The organism is Wolbachia endosymbiont (group A) of Philonthus cognatus (genome assembly GCF_947251755.1).
Classification (GTDB): Bacteria; Pseudomonadota; Alphaproteobacteria; order Rickettsiales; family Anaplasmataceae; genus Wolbachia; species Wolbachia pipientis.
In genome coordinates this window covers 1,634,324-1,649,869 of sequence record NZ_OX366388.1, presented here as the reverse complement: position 1 = coordinate 1,649,869, position 15,546 = coordinate 1,634,324, and the positions used below count along the sequence as shown (strand labels likewise).

The window sequence follows — 15,546 nt, the reverse complement described above, 5'->3', positions numbered from 1 at the left end:
GAAATTTTAGTATGGGGTAAAGATGAGAAAAAAGTATCCAACAGATCTAAGTGAAAGGGAATGGGCACAAATAGAGAAGTACTTCAGAGTATCATACAAAAAAGGAGGAAGACCGCCAAAATATAGTAAAAGAAAAATGTTAGAGGGAATTTTCTATGTATTGCGTACAGGGTACCAATGGCGGTATTTACCAAATGATTTTCCGCTATGGAAGACTGTATATGAGCAGTTTAGGCAATGGAAGAAACAGAGGATTTTTGAGAAAATGAACTATGATATCACTAAATATAGTAGGTCAAAAATGGGAAGAAATGAAGAGCCGAGCGCATGCATAGTGGACAGTCAGTCGGTAAAAACCACGGAAAAAGGGGGGTCAAAGGTTATGATGGTGCGAAAAAGGTAAAGGGGAGAAAAAGACATATAATTACAGATACTCAGGGTTTTATACTAAGTTGTTACGTAGGAGCTGCTAATGAAAATGATAGAGATGGTATTAAAATAGCATTAAACAATATGAGAACAAAATATACTAAAGTAAAAAAAATGTGGGCTGATATGGGGTACCAAGGAAAAGATTTAAAAACCCATATAGAGGAAGAATATGGCATAGATATTGAAATTGTGAAAAGGCCTCCATGTAGGTTTTGGGTGCATAAAGATACACCACTAGAACTATTGCCACAACGGGATCCTGGATTTTTAGTACAGCCGAGAAGGTGGGTGGTAGAAAGGACTTTTGCTTGGATCAATAGGAATAGAAGACTATCAAAAGAGTACGATTTACTTACAACATCTACTGAAAGTTTCATATATCTGGCTATGAGTAGGGTTATGTTACGGAGGGAATATGCCTAAGTTTACTTGTTTCCGGACAACCTCATATAGCATTTCTCATAATAGTCCGAACAGGTCATAGGAAGGCAGAATCAACAGCACGACGAAAGGATTCGAATAGAGGAATGTTTTTCCTGGCTCTGTTTTTTATAGCAAACCAATGATGCTCAATTTTGTTGAAATCTGGAGAATAAGGCGGCAGATACAAAATTTCTGCACCAACCCCTTTAGCAAGCTTTATCAGACTTATGAAAAGTAGCATTGTCAAGAATGACAGTCTGTCCAGGTTCCAAGATCGGTGTCAAAAATTGCTCAAACCATCCATTAAAAACATCCATATTACAGTGGCCTTCAAAGGTTAACGGAACAACTATCTTTCTTCCACTTAAGGCTGCAACCATACTGATTCGTTGAGTTTTCTTTCCAGATTTTAAGGCATAAAACCGCTGTCCTTTCTGGCAATATCCGTAGGGGTAGTCTTCGGTGTTATCAATGCCAGACTCATCTATATACACTAAGTTTTTAGGTTCTTTTGTCGCTATAATTTTCAAAAATTCAGCACGTTTTTCTTCGTTTCTTTCCTTGTATCCATATGTCTTTTTTTGCGCGTAAATCCAATTTTTTTAAGGGCTCGATAGATCGTTTGGATACTAACGTTGTTCCAAAGTTTAGCCATTTCCGATAGAGTCTTTCCTCCGTGTTCTCTGGCAAATTTGGCAAAGGTATCCCAGTCGGTAATTTTGTGATTGTAACCCCCATTTCCAAGTTTTTTTGATTGAAAGTCTCCTGTTTCTTTTCTTCTTTGCTGCCACTCCCATAAAGTAGTTCGTCCAATCTTAAATCTTGCTGCCACTGTTTCTCTGCTTTCTCCTTCGTCTAGCGCTTCCATTGCTTTTTTTCTTAAATCATAACTATATGCTGCTGGCATTCAACCTCCTTATCATCATCTATCCTTATCCTATCACATCCGGACTTTTATGGAAAGAGCTATAACCAAAGCCTCTCAACAGGATTTAGCTCAGGTGAGTATGGAGGTAGGTATATAATGTCGATATTTTTAGGTACCTTTAAATTTTTTGACCTATGCCAACTAGCACAGTCCATAACGAGAAAAGCCTCTCGTGTTTCTAGATATTGCGAAATTTGCTCAAGAAATATGTTCATGCAATCAGTGTTGACATTTGGTGCAAATAAGCTAGAACTCTCTCCATTTCTAGGATTAACTGCACTATAGAGATAGAAATTTTGCCTACCTAATTTTGTTTTAACCTGTGTTCTAATCCCCTTTTTAAACCACCCATGTCCAACTTTTGAATGTGTGCCAAACCGTGATTCATCAAAGAAAAATAGCTCTTTTTCTGGATACTTGCTAATAGCTCCATTGAGATTTTTTTTTGAATTCCTCTTGTTTGCTTTTATCTTGTCCATTATGAACTGGTCTTGGTGTAATATATGAGAATTTCATCTTTTGCATATGGCGGTGTACTGTAGATTTGCTGATATTTAATCCGAACTTTTCCTGGATTCTTATTCTCATTTCTTTAATGGTGATATTAGGATTTTCTTCTATCCACTCTTCAATTTGCTGTAGTTGAGCCTGATTTAATTTAGTTTTTCTACGACGTTGTGAAGGAGCAAACAGTTTTTCTTCTCTGCCAATTTTCAAGAGTTTTACCCACGAAGTTAGTGCGCTTCTTGAAATGCAATATATTTTTGCTACAGCCGTTATACTGTACTTTTTTGCTGCAATTACAGCATTTAGTTTTTTTGAAACATATGCATTATTCCTTACTTTCTTCAGCATTTCTTTTGCTGATTCTACTACTTTTTCATCCAATAATTTTGATCTTAATGCCATTTAAACCTCGCTATTTTACTTACTTCAGTATGGCTTTTCTTCCATCATTGTCCATCTGTTTGCCCTGTAATGGGAATTGGTATAACAATATTCCTGGCCAGCCTGGACCTAAAACGACTGTCATTTCTCCGGCTGGAGTTGGAATTGCTTCAAGATTTACCAGTGCTTGTTCTAACGCTTGGTTTGCAACTTCTTTCCACTTTTTCTCAGAAATAAACTTACTATAAGAGTCCCTTCCACCATGCCCTGCAGAACCTCTTTCGGTACGGCCATCTTTTTCTACAATGACTAGCACATTAAAACGTACCAGAGGCCTGATATCGCTTAATCTGTGATCACCCTTTATTATTTGTACAACTTGCCATTCTCCACTTAGAGTTATTTTTACTTGCTTCACGCAGTTATTTTTGGACCTTACATACTCATTAACCTCATTGAGTAGCTTAATCTTTGAATTCAGATCCATTTCATTTATAGGGTTAATCCTCGAATATAGGCTTTTTGTCTCTTCGTTTAAATTTATTGAATTTGTCTTGTTTAAAGACACTGAGCTTTTTACCATAGAAGCAGCATTACTAATTTCTTTTTCGCTGATCTCAGAAGAACAAACGAAAGATGTACTATCTTCACAAAAAGACCTTAAACCAAATCCCCTTCTAGTATTCAAGTCCATGTGTTTTAATATGTTATCCTCAAAAACCAGGGACTCCGACTGGCAAAATTCTAGAAACAGCTCACCACCATCGCTATTGCTCAAAGCGTTATTGACTATTTTATACACGTTATTAATATTAACATTGTTTTGAGCAAAAAATATTTGATCTAGATTTGGCATTACCTTTGAACTAAAAATTGTTTAAGTATATTATTTAACTTTAACATAGTAAACTATAAAAAGCCCGGGTGGCGGAATTGGTAGACGCGCTAGCTTCAGGTGCTAGTAACTTTTTAAGTTGTGGAAGTTCAAGTCTTCTCTCGGGCACTCTTAGCTTCCATATTGCTTATTGAATTAATTAATGTTATAATATAACATATTAGGTAATATTCATGCTATGTATAGTGAAAAAAATAAGTTAGCCTGCAGAAAGAAGGTACGAACTTACTCGAAACGCTTAGTTACTACACTATCTACTATCTCTTTCATTGGATACATAGCGGCATTGGTCTTGAATATTCCTGTCTTAAGTCTGTATTTTAGTATTGCCGGCACTATATTCAGTGCACTTTCGTTTGCTTTAAATATATGGTCACTAAATGATCATTCCCGACAACAGAATCTTAATAAGAAATCTGGCATAAAAAACACTCCAGGACAAAAAAAGTTAACAAAGATCTATCTTGATATAGCATCCAGTGCTTCATTTCTAATAGGAGGTATTGCATCTATGTCGCTTTTTGAGTCTTCTGTTATTTATTTTGTTTCTACGCCTTTTTTTATTCTAGGCTGTGTTATTATGGCAGCTAATATCGTTCAAACTATGATTAGTGAACCACAGACAAAAAACGTCCTTGAGAATCTCTCTTCAAATACTACAAGAGTACAAGCTTAAGTATTAACTTATACAGGAATATTAGCTATATAATTCCACTGAAGGAAGCCATTCAAAAGAGTTCGATGTAATGTAACCGTTCACGGAATATTCCCAATTAGGCAGGAATAGCGACTAAATTCTGTAGTTTCTGGACAGGATTCTGATCATTCAAACGTGCAGTCAAAAATATCGAAAGCATTCTTTCAATGAACTTTTCTCCACGTTCTGACCAAGTGAAAAAACTATTTTTACGATAAATGACGTACCGTCTAGCCTGACGTTCTGCAAGGTTATTGGTTGTCTCGATCAGATCAGGATTGCGCACGAATCTCCACATCATATCTTCAGAACGTAGTATATTGGCAGCCATTCTCGAGGCCTGAGTTCCTTTTGCAACCCTTGTTATCTCTCGCAAAAAATGTTTCACCCTTTTTCGAATCTTCCTCATTAACCGGAAAAATCTTAAATTGTCTATCAGGTTTTGTTTACGTGCTCTATCTACCACAAATACCCTGTTGCTCAGCGATTTTAATGCTGCGCCAATTCTGCTCACTTCAACATTTTTACTGTAAAAAAACCTTTCAAAGTCCCTTGCTAAATGGGCCCAGCATATCTGTCTGTTTTCACGATTAAAGTAATTATACGCAGCATACCTATCGCTTATAACTATTCCATCATACTCTGGCAATAGCCCTTTTAATATCTTCTTTCCGCGAGATCCAACTAACTTCATAAGTGTTGCTGTTTTATTCGTTACTACCCAACTCCAACCTTTCTTTCCCTGGTTCCTATGGCTTGTTTCATCTATATGTAAATACTTGCTTTTCCGTAGCTCTTCTCTTATTTTTTCGTATTCAGATATACATTTTTCTGATACTCTACCCTCGGTCTTTGATACCAAACCTAGGCTTATATTCAGATTAAATATGCTGCTCAAAATTTGCTGTACTTCCCTTTTTGAATTGATAAAAAATCCACTAAAACTGCTAATTACTGCTTTTGCATTAGCTCCTAAAAGATCCCTTGTCACACCTTCAGGCAGACTAGCTGAGATCCTTTTCTTACACGCCTTACAGTAGCCTTTTTGTAGCCTATATTCAGTCACTATCGGTTTAATTTTTGGCAATTCAACCTTTTGATGCACAGTTTCTTCTTCTAAAATAACTTGGCTTCCACACATGCAAATTGTATCAATTGAACATTTTACCACCTCATCTGCTACCATCAATTCCCGCTTGTGCGCTTCATGTCCTGGCTGCCCGCCTGGTTTTTTATCGCTCTTCTTTTTTGTCTTTTTGCGATATACATCTTGCGATGGTGGCAGCGATGAATTTTTTGAATTTAAACCCAGCTTATCCTCTAGCTCAATTATTTTTGTCCTTAACTTATCATTCTCTGCTTTCAGAGTACCAACTTCTGACTCCAATACCACAATCTTTTCTTGTAGCACCTCTATCATCAACCCCTCATCTATCTAGTTTATTGTTTTTTATACTAATTATGCAATTTTTGTAAACTACTTTCTTATACCGTGAATGGACAAAGTTGATAAGCCTAAACGCCATCATGTCTTTAGGAGAGTCTGCTAATGAAGGCTCTTAAGTTGACGCCATTGCGTGAACGGTTACACAACTCTTGGACCAAATGTATCTGGCATAACACCTTTTGGTAACTTGCTACTTCTTTTTTTCCGCATCTCCGACAACAGCCATTGATATTCCACTACATAAGGCTTGATTTTTGGTAGATCAACTTTTTTATGAATAATACTATGCTTCTCCTTAAATTGACCATTTACCCTAAACGCTATTAGCTTCCTTAAAATTTACATTAATGCCTATTTTGCCTAAACTGAAGCGTCTTTTCCAATTTTTTCTAGCATCAACTCAGCAGCTTTTTGTTCAGCAATCTTTTTACTAGAAGCGCATGCAGAAACTTTACCATAATCTTCTATGCAAACTGATATAGTAAATTCAGGATTGTGCGCTGGTCCAGTTTGTTTTACAAGCTCATACTCTGGTAAAGGCAATTTGTTTTTCTGAGTCCACTCTTGCAGTGAGGTTTTAGGATCTTGAGGGGGGTCAAGCATGCCTTTAGCTAGCTTTTCCCAATATTGGATAATAAATTTTTCAACATTTTCAAGCCCGCCATCAATATAAATTGCACCTATTAGTGCTTCAAGCGAGTTTTCTAAATTTTTTAAGTTACATCTCCCTCCATTGCAGCGTTCACTATTATTCATGATGATAAAGCTGCCTAATTTTATTTCTTTAGCAACATTAGCAATGGTGTTGCCACAAACTAAATCCGTCTTTCTTTTTGCCAATGCTCCTTCTTTTTCTTCAGGAAATAGTTTAAACAGTGTGGCAGATACAACCATATTCAAAACACTATCGCCCAAAAACTCTAGTCTTTCGTAGCTTACAATCTGGTTTTTGCTATTCCTTTTATTTACGCTTGGGTGAGTTAGTGCCTCTTCTAATATTGCATAATTTGTAAATTTATAATCAATGATCTTAGATATTGCATCATTCAAACTCTTCATACCCATTATTTAAAAGAAAAGCACTTTCTACCACCTTTATACCAGAGAATTAGTTTTATTTTATTAAAATAATACCACCAACTTCCAAAATTAATGTATACAACCCACCACCTCACTAATGTTACTAAATCCATCTCTCCTTATTAGTTCTGCAAGTTCTAGATTAATTTTGTTTACAACTTGAGGTCCGTGGTATATGAGAGCAGTGTACAACTGCACCAAAGAAGCTCCTGCCTTTATTTTTTTATATGCATCAGCACCACTTGAGATTCCTCCGCACCCTATCAATAATATTTTGCCCTTAGTAAATTTGTACATATCGCCCAATAACTCGGTTGAAAGTTTAAACAGCGGTTTGCCACTCAACCCACCACTCTCATTATGGTGAGAATGCAGATTATCTCTACTTACCGTAGTGTTGCTTACTGTTAATCCGTCAATCTTATATTCCAACGCAAGCTCAGCGATATTTTCTTTCGTTTGCTGATCTACATCTGGTGAGATTTTTAATATTATTGGTATGGATTTAGAATTATCAATTGATTTTCGGGTTAGAGTTACGGATTTCAACAATTCCGATAATTCTTGCTTATTGTGCAGATTGCGTAAATTAGGCGTGTTTGGGGATGAGATGTTCAGCACTATATAATTGCTCTTTCCATATACTATCTTTATTAAGTCAACATAATCGCTGATTTGGTCCTTTGATGTACTGTTTTTTCCTATGTTGATGCCAAAAATGCAGTCATCAAGCTTGGTTTCATCTATTTGTTTAAGAAAATAGTCTATTCCTTTATTGTTAAATCCCAATCTGTTAATTACCCCTTGATCTTTAATTAACCGAAAAATTCTTGGCTTTTTGTTTCCATATTGTGGATTACGAGTTACAGTACCAGTTTCAATAAACCCAAAACCAAATGAGAGCATAGGCCTTATAACTTCTGCATTCTTGTCAAAACCTGCAGCCAGACCTATGGGGCTTCTGAGCTTATTACCAAAAAAATTCACACTCAAAGATTCTGGTAGCTCTATAGGACTCTTATAAGGCATTTTCTTTAATGCCATAATTGCCAAAGAGTGAGCAACTTCGGGCGGTAGTAAAAATAGTAAATTACGTTTGTAAAACACTTTGCTTATTTTTAGTTTATTTTTTACCATGAAACGCTATAAGAGTATAACCATAACTTGAAAAGAAATTGATTTTACTATGGACAAGCTTTCTCTATAGGTTACACACTTAAAGCTACTGTTAACTTTTACTAGATATAGAGAATGAAAGAGGCCGGGACCGGAATTGAACCGGTATAAAAGGATTTGCAGTCCTCCGCATAAGCCATTCTGCCACCCAGCCGTTTTTTATGTGTAGATATCCATTATATCTTTTAGCATAGATAAAGCCTCCTCCCTTTTGCGTTGAAAAGTGTTACGTCCAATGATTGAACCATTACCGCCACCCTGCTTAATTTCTTTCGCTTCATTGTATATGTTATCTACTTCCTTCGATTCACCACCAGAAAAAACTACTATTCTTTTCCCTGCAAAACAAGACCTTTTAACATATTCAATTCTTTTAGATAATGATTCAATATTTTCTGTTTCTATTTTCTCCCTTTCCAAATATTTAGTTGGAAGTTTTACTTTTATTATATTAGCGCCAAGCAAAGCTGCTATGTGTGCAGCATAGGCAATAACATCAACTGCTGTTTCACCTTCTTTGGAAATCCCTTCACCGCGTGGATAAGACCATAGCACTACTGCAAGCCCGTAAGATTTGGCTTCAGCTATGATTCCACGGGCTTCCTCCATCATATCGAAACACTTAGCAGAACCAGGATATATAGTAAATCCGACAGCTAAGCAGCCCAAACGCAGCGCATCTTTCACAGAAGAGGTTATTGCCTGATCAGAGGTTAGATCCTTTGAATGTAAAGAGTTGGAACTATTAAGTTTCAAAATAAGTGGGAGCATTCCAGCATAAGTTGCAGCACCAGCTTCAATCATACCAAGTGGAGCAGCATATGCACTTACTCCCGAATCAACCGCAAGCTGAAAATGATAATGTGGGTCATAAGCATCAGGGTTAACTTCAAAACTTTTAATTGGACCATGCTCAAATCCTTGATCTACTGGCAGAATCACTAACTTGCCAGTGCCGCCAAGCTTTCCATGCATGAGAATACGAGTAAGATTTGCTTTTACCCCAGGGTTTTCACTTTCGTAGTAGCTTAGGACTTGTTTTACTTTATCACTTATCACTATAATTCAAATTGAATTTAAGTTATAGATTGTAACAAAGATGAAGTTCAATACAAGGATTTTAAACTATATCAAAAGCAATTTTATTTTCTACTTTATTCATATAGATTCTTAATTTCTTTCCTTTTATTAATTTACGATTCAGTATTTCTTCCGCTAAGTAACTTTTTATCTCTTTTTCAATAAGTCTCTCTATCGGACGTGCTCCCATTTCCTTACTATAACCTGTTTGTGCAAGATAAGATTTCACTTCATCTTCTACCAAGCAGTTTATGCCTTTTTGCGTCAGCTGCTTTTTCAGTTCCTGAATAAATTTATCTACAATATGCAGAATTATATCCGCATTTAAGTCAGAAAAAGAAATAATCGCATCAAGACGATTACGAAATTCAGGGCTAAAAACCTGTTCTATCGCTTTTTCACTATCACCAGTGTTAAATTTTTTATGCCCAAAGCCAACAAAACTTTTGCTGCGTTCAGCTGCTCCTGCATTAGTTGTCATAATTAAGATTATATTGGAAAAGTTAACTTTACGTCCGTAAGTGTCTGTAACGCAACCATAATCCATAATTTGTAGCAATATATTATAGATATCGCTATGAGCCTTTTCAATTTCATCAAGCAGCACAACACTATATTGATTATTAGATACAGACTCTGTGAGTAATCCACCCTGATCATAACCTACATATCCAGGAGGAGAACCAATCATCCTTGATATCGTATGAGACTCAATATATTCGGACATATCAAAGCGTATAAGATTCATGCCCATGCTTTCTGCTAATTGTTTTGCTAGCTCGGTTTTACCAACACCGGTTGGCCCTGCAAAAAGATAATTTGCTAAAGGCTTATTGTAATTTCTCAACCCAGATTTAGCAATTTTAATAGAATTAACAAGAGATTCTATTGCCTGCTCTTGGCCAAAAATCACCTTCTCTAGATTAGCTTTTAAAGACTTTACTTTCTGCAAATCATCAGATTCAGATCCGCAAGGCACATTTGTAATTCTAGTAATGGTATTCTTAATATCTCTACTATTTACAATTTTACCCCTGTTTCTTAGCAATTTACAATATGCCCCTGCCTCATCAATAACATCAACCGCTTTATCAGGTAATATTCGCCCAGTAATATACTTATGCGAAAGTTCAGCCGCAGACCTAATGGCATTCTTTGTATAATATACTCCATGATACCCTTCATAGTAGTGCTTTATACCATCTAGTATCTTTATCGTTTCATTAACAGAAGATTCTTTAACATTAATTTTTTGAAACCTTCTCGCTAGTGCTTTATCTTTTTCAAAACTAGTGCTGTATTCTCTATATGTAGTTGCACCTATACAACGCAGTGTACCTCTTGCAAGTGCAGGTTTGAGCAGATTACCGGCATCAAGAAAGCTACCACTTGTAGAACCTGCTCCAATGATAGTGTGTATTTCGTCAATAAAAAGGATAGCACCTGGTTTTGCCTCAATCGCTTTTATTATAGATTTTATTCTCTCTTCAAAATCACCTCTATAGCGTGTCCCTGCAAGGAGTGACCCTAAATCCAAAGCATAAATTATACTGGACCTGAGCGCACTTGGAACACTGTTTTCAATGATTTTGAGTACCAAACCCTCAACTATTGTGGTTTTGCCAACACCTGGATCTCCAACATATAAAGGGTTGTTTTTTCTACGCCTCAATAATATTTCTATAGTGCGATTTAATTCATAATCACGACCAATAACATAATCTATTTTTTTGCTTCTTGCATAGTCATTTAAATTTTTACAATAACTTTGTAGAATTTCCTCATCTTTTAGTAGCTCACCTTTATTTACTGTAGTAGGAGCATCATTATTTTTATCAAGTTTTACTTTATGATTAGTGCTGTATTCATCTATATCGTTAGAGTATTTCATGTTAGATATGTGGTAAATCAAATTGGAATCTTTCGCACTTTGTTTCTGCAATAGATCTTCAACGTATAAATCTTGCCCAGACAAAATTTCTACTAGAACACTTGCTCCATTTATTTCTTTTTTCCCCAAGCTATGAGCCCGTATTATTGCTCTGTGTATTATGCATTGAAACATTGAGCTAGGTTTAACTCCACTGATAATCAATTCAGAACTGCTTTGTAAAAACCCTTTTATATTATTATTATAATCATTAGCCTTAATATTGCATCTTGATAGAATGTTATCCATACTGATGATTTCATCGGCTCTGATATTACATCTTGATAAAACGTAATTTACATCCACGTCTTTAGTTAACGCCAGCAATAAATGTTCTACTTTCGCATATTTAAGATTAAAATTAGAAGCAATGAATAGTGCTCTATTCAAACTTGCCTCTAAGTTTTTGGAAATCATCTCCTATTCTCTTTAAAAGTGGGAACTCATATATAATGAATAGCACACAATTATTAAAAAAATTGAAATCCAGCAGTTCGCTGTAGCCAATTTGAATCCCACTCTGGATCTACGTCATAGCACCGCAATATCTCAGCATAGATTCCGCTACTCATTAGCGGAATGACGAGTTTTACGCTTATCAAATTGTAGGTAAATCCTATTTAATACGCTTTTTCTAGTACTCTGCTTTTCTTCTTAAATGCATTGATCTTTTTTCTACCGTATTTAGTCTTTAACGTACTTGGCCTTTTAAAGACCTTTTTGCTGTTACGTTTTTTAAATTGCACACTACAATCAAAATTTAGCTCTCCTTCTTTGTCTGCCAGTGCAGGCAGTCTTCTCTTATCTTGAGGTGTAACAAAAGACAGCGCATACCCTTCAGCTCCAGCGCGTGCAGTTCTACCTATACGATGAATATAGTCAGCTTGCGATTGTGGTGCATCATAATTGATAACATGTTGAATGTGGGGAATATCAAGGCCGCGAGAAGCAACATCTGTTGCAACCATGATTTGATTACGGCCACGACGAAAAGAATTAATGACCCTTTCGCGCTTGTGCTGCCTTAAATCACCATGAATTGCTAAAGCGCTATAGTCATCTTTGTGCAATCTGTTAGCTAGCTGATCCGCTCCTCGCTTTGTTTTGACAAAGATAATGATTGATCCTTCGCGCTGACATAGTTGTGTAACAAGCTTTTCATATTTTTCTGATTCTGATGCATAAACAATTTCTTGCTTAATTTTTACAGAAGTTGTAACCTCACAATCAACAGAAATACGTTCTGGTCGATTAAGGTACTTCTCAGCAAGTTTTACTATATCTCCAGGAAGAGTTGCAGAAAACATAAGAGTTTGCCTTATTTTAGGCAAATGCTTCATAATTTCTTCAATCTGAACTCCAAAGCCCATATCAAACATACGATCCGTTTCATCAAGCACAAGAACGCTAACATTGCGAGTAATCAAAGTTTTACGCTCAATATGGTCTATAATACGACCAGGAGTACCTATTACAATTTGTGGTTTTTTCTGAAGCTGATTTAGCTGCCTAAAAATAGGCTCACCACCAATCAACAAAGCGACCCTTAGTGCAGAATTTTGAGATAAGAGTTTTCTTATCTCATTTGTTACCTGATGCGCAAGCTCTCTGGTTGGCACGATGACTAAAGCTGAACCAGTGTTAGGCTCATTCAGCAACTTAGCAACCAACGGAATAGCAAATGCTAAAGTTTTTCCAGTCCCCGTTTGAGCAGATCCGAGAATATCTTTACCTTGTAGCGCTAAGGGAATCGCTTGTATTTGAATCGGAGTTGGGACGAAAAGATTATTTTTATCTAGAGCTTGTCTAAGCGAAGCTGGGAGACCCATCTCATGAAAATTATTCACAATACGTTAATCCTGTTAAAAGACTTCATAATAGATTAATCTTCCAATCTTAAATTTATTGCAGATTTTTTATCTTCTCCGTTTCTACCGCGCTCCTCTTTAACCTCATAACTCACCCTTTCTCCTTTTATTCCCTTCTCTTTATTCTCTCCTTTAAGTGCCTCAGGTCTTATTCCCGAACGTTCCAATGTGCTAATATGTACAAAAACGTCACCCCCTTTACCTTCTGGCTTGATGAAACCATAGCCTTTTTCGGCATTAAACCATTTTACATTACCAAATTCCATTTAAACAACTCCTAAATTATTAACTAACATTACTAATGTGATGAAAAACTTTGAAATTACGATTGAGAATGCTTTAAGCTTAGCTATTGAAACTAAACCTTTATACTCCATAGTCTATTCTTAACATTACATGACAATAATACACAATTGTTGTACTTGATGCAAATAAATTTTTTAATCGTTAAGCGAACCTGCAACCGTCATTTCGCTAACTTTAATCGTTGGTGAATTAAATTGCCCACAAAAAGTTAGATCATCTGCAACGACTAAATTGCTAAACATATCCTTCAAATTGCTAGCAATGGTAATCTCATGTATTGGATACGTTATTTTTCCATTTTCTATAAAAAATCCGGAAGCGCCATTGATTAAATTGACACCAAAACCAAATAAATCAGTTACATATATTCCCTCTTTCACTTCCTGAATTAATTCTTCAAACGATACATCACCATTCTCAATGTAGAGGTTACTAGCTGCAGGAATAACTGCAGCATTACTTGCACGAGTTGCACTTCCGGTTGTTTCTGAGTCTAATTTTCTAGCCGAGTATAAGTCTAAAATCCAATTTTGTAATATTCCGTTTTTTACAAATATATTTTTCTTGCTAGTTATCCCTTCTCCATCAAATGGTCTCGATGCTATGCCTCTTGGCAACAATGGATCATCGATAATATTAATTCTATCGTTAAAAATCTGAGCGTTTAAACTACCCCTCAAGAAAGAACTGTTGCTTATAATACTGCTCCCATTTATAGCAGAAGCAAAACTTTTTACTAGCCCTTTTGCTGCTCTTTTTTCAAAAATAACTGGAAATTTACCAGTTTTCATTGTACGTGAATTCAATTGATCAACTGCTCTTTTTGCTGCTTCTTTTCCCATTAACTCTGGCAACTTTAAATCACTAAAATTACATGCTATATCATAATCGTAACCAACCTTCATTTCACTTTCTCTTCCAGCAACAACAGAGACCTGATTAGCAAAGGTTGATTTACTAAACGAGCCAATAAAACCAGAAACAGTCGATAATACTGTATTCACTAAAGCGTATGAAGAAGAGGCTCCTTCAGAATTAGTGATACTCTTATGTGCAAGGGCTGAATTTTCTGCAGCTTCAGCAATTTCTTTTAGGTTATCAACGGTTACAACATTATTATCTGAGATACTTAAATCTGCAGAAGAGATATAATTACTACCATTTACAGCAAAATTAATGCAAGGATCTTCTGGCGCATTCTTTGCCATTTCTACCACTTGGCTTACTGTATCACTCAGATTATTCAAATCGTTTGTAGAAATATACGCAGCTTTGTTTTTACCTGCTATAGCTCTGATTCCTACAGTGCAATTTTTAGATTGTGATATTTGCTCAATTTTTGATAGACGCTGAGAAACTGAAGTCTTATTAGTTTCATATATTGTAACTTCCGCATCTTGATTTTGCTTTTTTATTAGTTTAGTAATATCTGCTGCAATATTTAATATATTCATTTTCTATTCCTTAGATTTCTATAAAGATTCTGCACCACCTATAACTTCAATTAAATCAGTCGTAATCGCTGCTTGACGAGAACGATTATAAAGCAATGCTAATTTGTTCAGTATCTCTTTAGTGTTTCTGTTTGCTGATTCCATAGCAACCATTCTAGCACTATTCTCACTCGTTGCACTTTCAAGTAAAGCAGAGTAAAGAGCAATTACAACGTAATCTTGAACCAAAGATTTTAAAATAAATTCAATATTTTGTGGTTCATACTCATAGCCGTAATCTGTTGTTGGACCAGCCAGAGAGCTATCAATCAAGGATGAGTCTTTACTCCATGGTTTTATTGTTTCCAACATTGGTTTTTGCGTGAAGGTATTATAGAATTTACTATAAAAAACTTTAACTTTATCGTATTTACTTAAATCTATACCATCAACCAAAGCTTCTACGTGCTTTAACGTGATTCCCTTACTATTTTCAATTTTTAAGATACTTTTAGAGTCAAATCTATTTTTACCTACATCAAAAGCTTTTTTACCAAGAAATACAATATCTACTTTTTTGCCATTTGCGATTGACTTATTTACACGCTCTTGACTAAATTTGACAATAGAAGAGTTAAAGTTGCCGCACAAGCCACGATCAGACGCAATAATGAATACTAGGTAAGAACCGTCGTTACTGACATTTAGAATTTTTGCCAGTAATTCTTGATCAACTGATAGCATTAATGAAAAAATAATGTTATGCAGCTTAGATACATATAATTTTGAATTTAATAACTTCTTTTGGCTTTGTAACAACTTTGCTGCAGAAACCATTTGCATTATTTTCGTGGTTTTCTGTACAGACCTAATATTCTTAATTCTTAAGGATAATTCCTTTAAGCTCTTCATTTTGTATACAACCCTGATTTATTAAAATATATAACTGTTAGTGTCTAAAAG

11 protein-coding genes, 2 tRNA genes and 3 pseudogenes are annotated in these 15,546 nt (G+C 35.6%); 3 read left to right on the top strand and 13 right to left on the bottom strand.

The window, feature by feature from the left end:
• Positions 1 to 22: 22 nt before the first annotated feature.
• Positions 23 to 855, top strand: a protein-coding gene (locus tag OPR21_RS07625; RefSeq protein WP_265029917.1) for an IS5 family transposase whose coding sequence is annotated in 2 segments (ribosomal slippage) — positions 23 to 389 and positions 389 to 855 — 834 coding nt in all. Because the reading frame shifts where the segments join, the coding sequence is not laid out codon by codon here.
• 55 nt (positions 856 to 910) lie between these two features.
• Here the strand turns inward: OPR21_RS07625 and OPR21_RS07620 are convergent.
• From OPR21_RS07620 to OPR21_RS07610, 3 pseudogenes are all read right to left on the bottom strand, one after another.
• Positions 911 to 1,762: pseudogene (locus OPR21_RS07620) on the bottom strand (IS630 family transposase).
• A 65-nt stretch (positions 1,763 to 1,827) separates the two neighbouring features.
• Positions 1,828 to 2,692: pseudogene (locus tag OPR21_RS07615) on the bottom strand (IS630 family transposase); the annotation flags it as partial.
• A gap of 49 nt (positions 2,693 to 2,741) precedes the next feature.
• Positions 2,742 to 3,527 (bottom strand): annotated as a pseudogene (locus tag OPR21_RS07610) (PmbA/TldA family metallopeptidase); the annotation flags it as partial.
• A 62-nt stretch (positions 3,528 to 3,589) separates the two neighbouring features.
• Here OPR21_RS07610 and OPR21_RS07605 point away from each other — a divergent pair.
• Together OPR21_RS07605 and OPR21_RS07600 are read left to right on the top strand one after the other, a co-directional pair.
• Positions 3,590 to 3,674: transfer RNA gene (locus tag OPR21_RS07605), tRNA-Leu, on the top strand.
• Between the two features lie 70 nt (positions 3,675 to 3,744).
• A complete protein-coding gene (locus OPR21_RS07600) occupies positions 3,745 to 4,242 on the top strand; it encodes a hypothetical protein (protein WP_077188390.1) in 498 nt (165 codons plus the stop codon).
• Between the two features lie 97 nt (positions 4,243 to 4,339).
• On the opposite strand, the gene tnpC is transcribed toward OPR21_RS07600, so the two are convergent.
• The 10 genes from tnpC to atpG all read right to left on the bottom strand — a co-directional run bounded on the left by tnpC (position 4,340) and on the right by atpG (position 15,495).
• Positions 4,340 to 5,683, bottom strand: a complete 1,344-nt coding sequence (gene tnpC, locus OPR21_RS07595; protein WP_265022247.1) for an IS66 family transposase — start codon at positions 5,681 to 5,683, stop codon at positions 4,340 to 4,342.
• Positions 5,684 to 6,070: 387 nt separating this feature from the next.
• On the bottom strand, positions 6,071 to 6,769 hold the full coding sequence (gene rnc / locus OPR21_RS07585; RefSeq protein WP_006279914.1) for a ribonuclease III: 699 nt from the start codon (positions 6,767 to 6,769) through the stop codon (positions 6,071 to 6,073).
• A gap of 90 nt (positions 6,770 to 6,859) precedes the next feature.
• Positions 6,860 to 7,927, bottom strand: a complete 1,068-nt coding sequence (locus OPR21_RS07580) for a quinone-dependent dihydroorotate dehydrogenase (protein WP_265029915.1) — start codon at positions 7,925 to 7,927, stop codon at positions 6,860 to 6,862.
• Between the two features lie 121 nt (positions 7,928 to 8,048).
• A tRNA-Cys gene (locus tag OPR21_RS07575) sits at positions 8,049 to 8,120 on the bottom strand.
• 5 nt (positions 8,121 to 8,125) lie between these two features.
• Positions 8,126 to 9,022, bottom strand: coding sequence for a class I fructose-bisphosphate aldolase (locus OPR21_RS07570; protein ID WP_209473361.1), 897 nt, complete (start codon positions 9,020 to 9,022; stop codon positions 8,126 to 8,128).
• 64 nt (positions 9,023 to 9,086) lie between these two features.
• A complete protein-coding gene (locus OPR21_RS07565; protein WP_265029914.1) occupies positions 9,087 to 11,393 on the bottom strand; it encodes an AAA family ATPase in 2,307 nt (768 codons plus the stop codon).
• Between the two features lie 203 nt (positions 11,394 to 11,596).
• The gene (locus OPR21_RS07560) at positions 11,597 to 12,823 is read right to left on the bottom strand and encodes a DEAD/DEAH box helicase (RefSeq protein ID WP_038199603.1); all 1,227 of its coding nucleotides are present in this window, start codon (positions 12,821 to 12,823) and stop codon (positions 11,597 to 11,599) included.
• A gap of 35 nt (positions 12,824 to 12,858) precedes the next feature.
• Entirely contained in the window at positions 12,859 to 13,110 is a 252-nt protein-coding gene (locus OPR21_RS07555) for a cold-shock protein (protein WP_006279919.1), read from the bottom strand.
• Between the two features lie 174 nt (positions 13,111 to 13,284).
• Complete coding sequence (locus tag OPR21_RS07550; protein WP_265029913.1) at positions 13,285 to 14,604, bottom strand: TldD/PmbA family protein; 1,320 nt, start codon at positions 14,602 to 14,604, stop codon at positions 13,285 to 13,287.
• Positions 14,605 to 14,622: 18 nt separating this feature from the next.
• Positions 14,623 to 15,495, bottom strand: a complete 873-nt coding sequence (gene atpG, locus OPR21_RS07545; RefSeq protein ID WP_010081973.1) for an ATP synthase F1 subunit gamma — start codon at positions 15,493 to 15,495, stop codon at positions 14,623 to 14,625.
• Positions 15,496 to 15,546 lie beyond the last annotated feature (51 nt).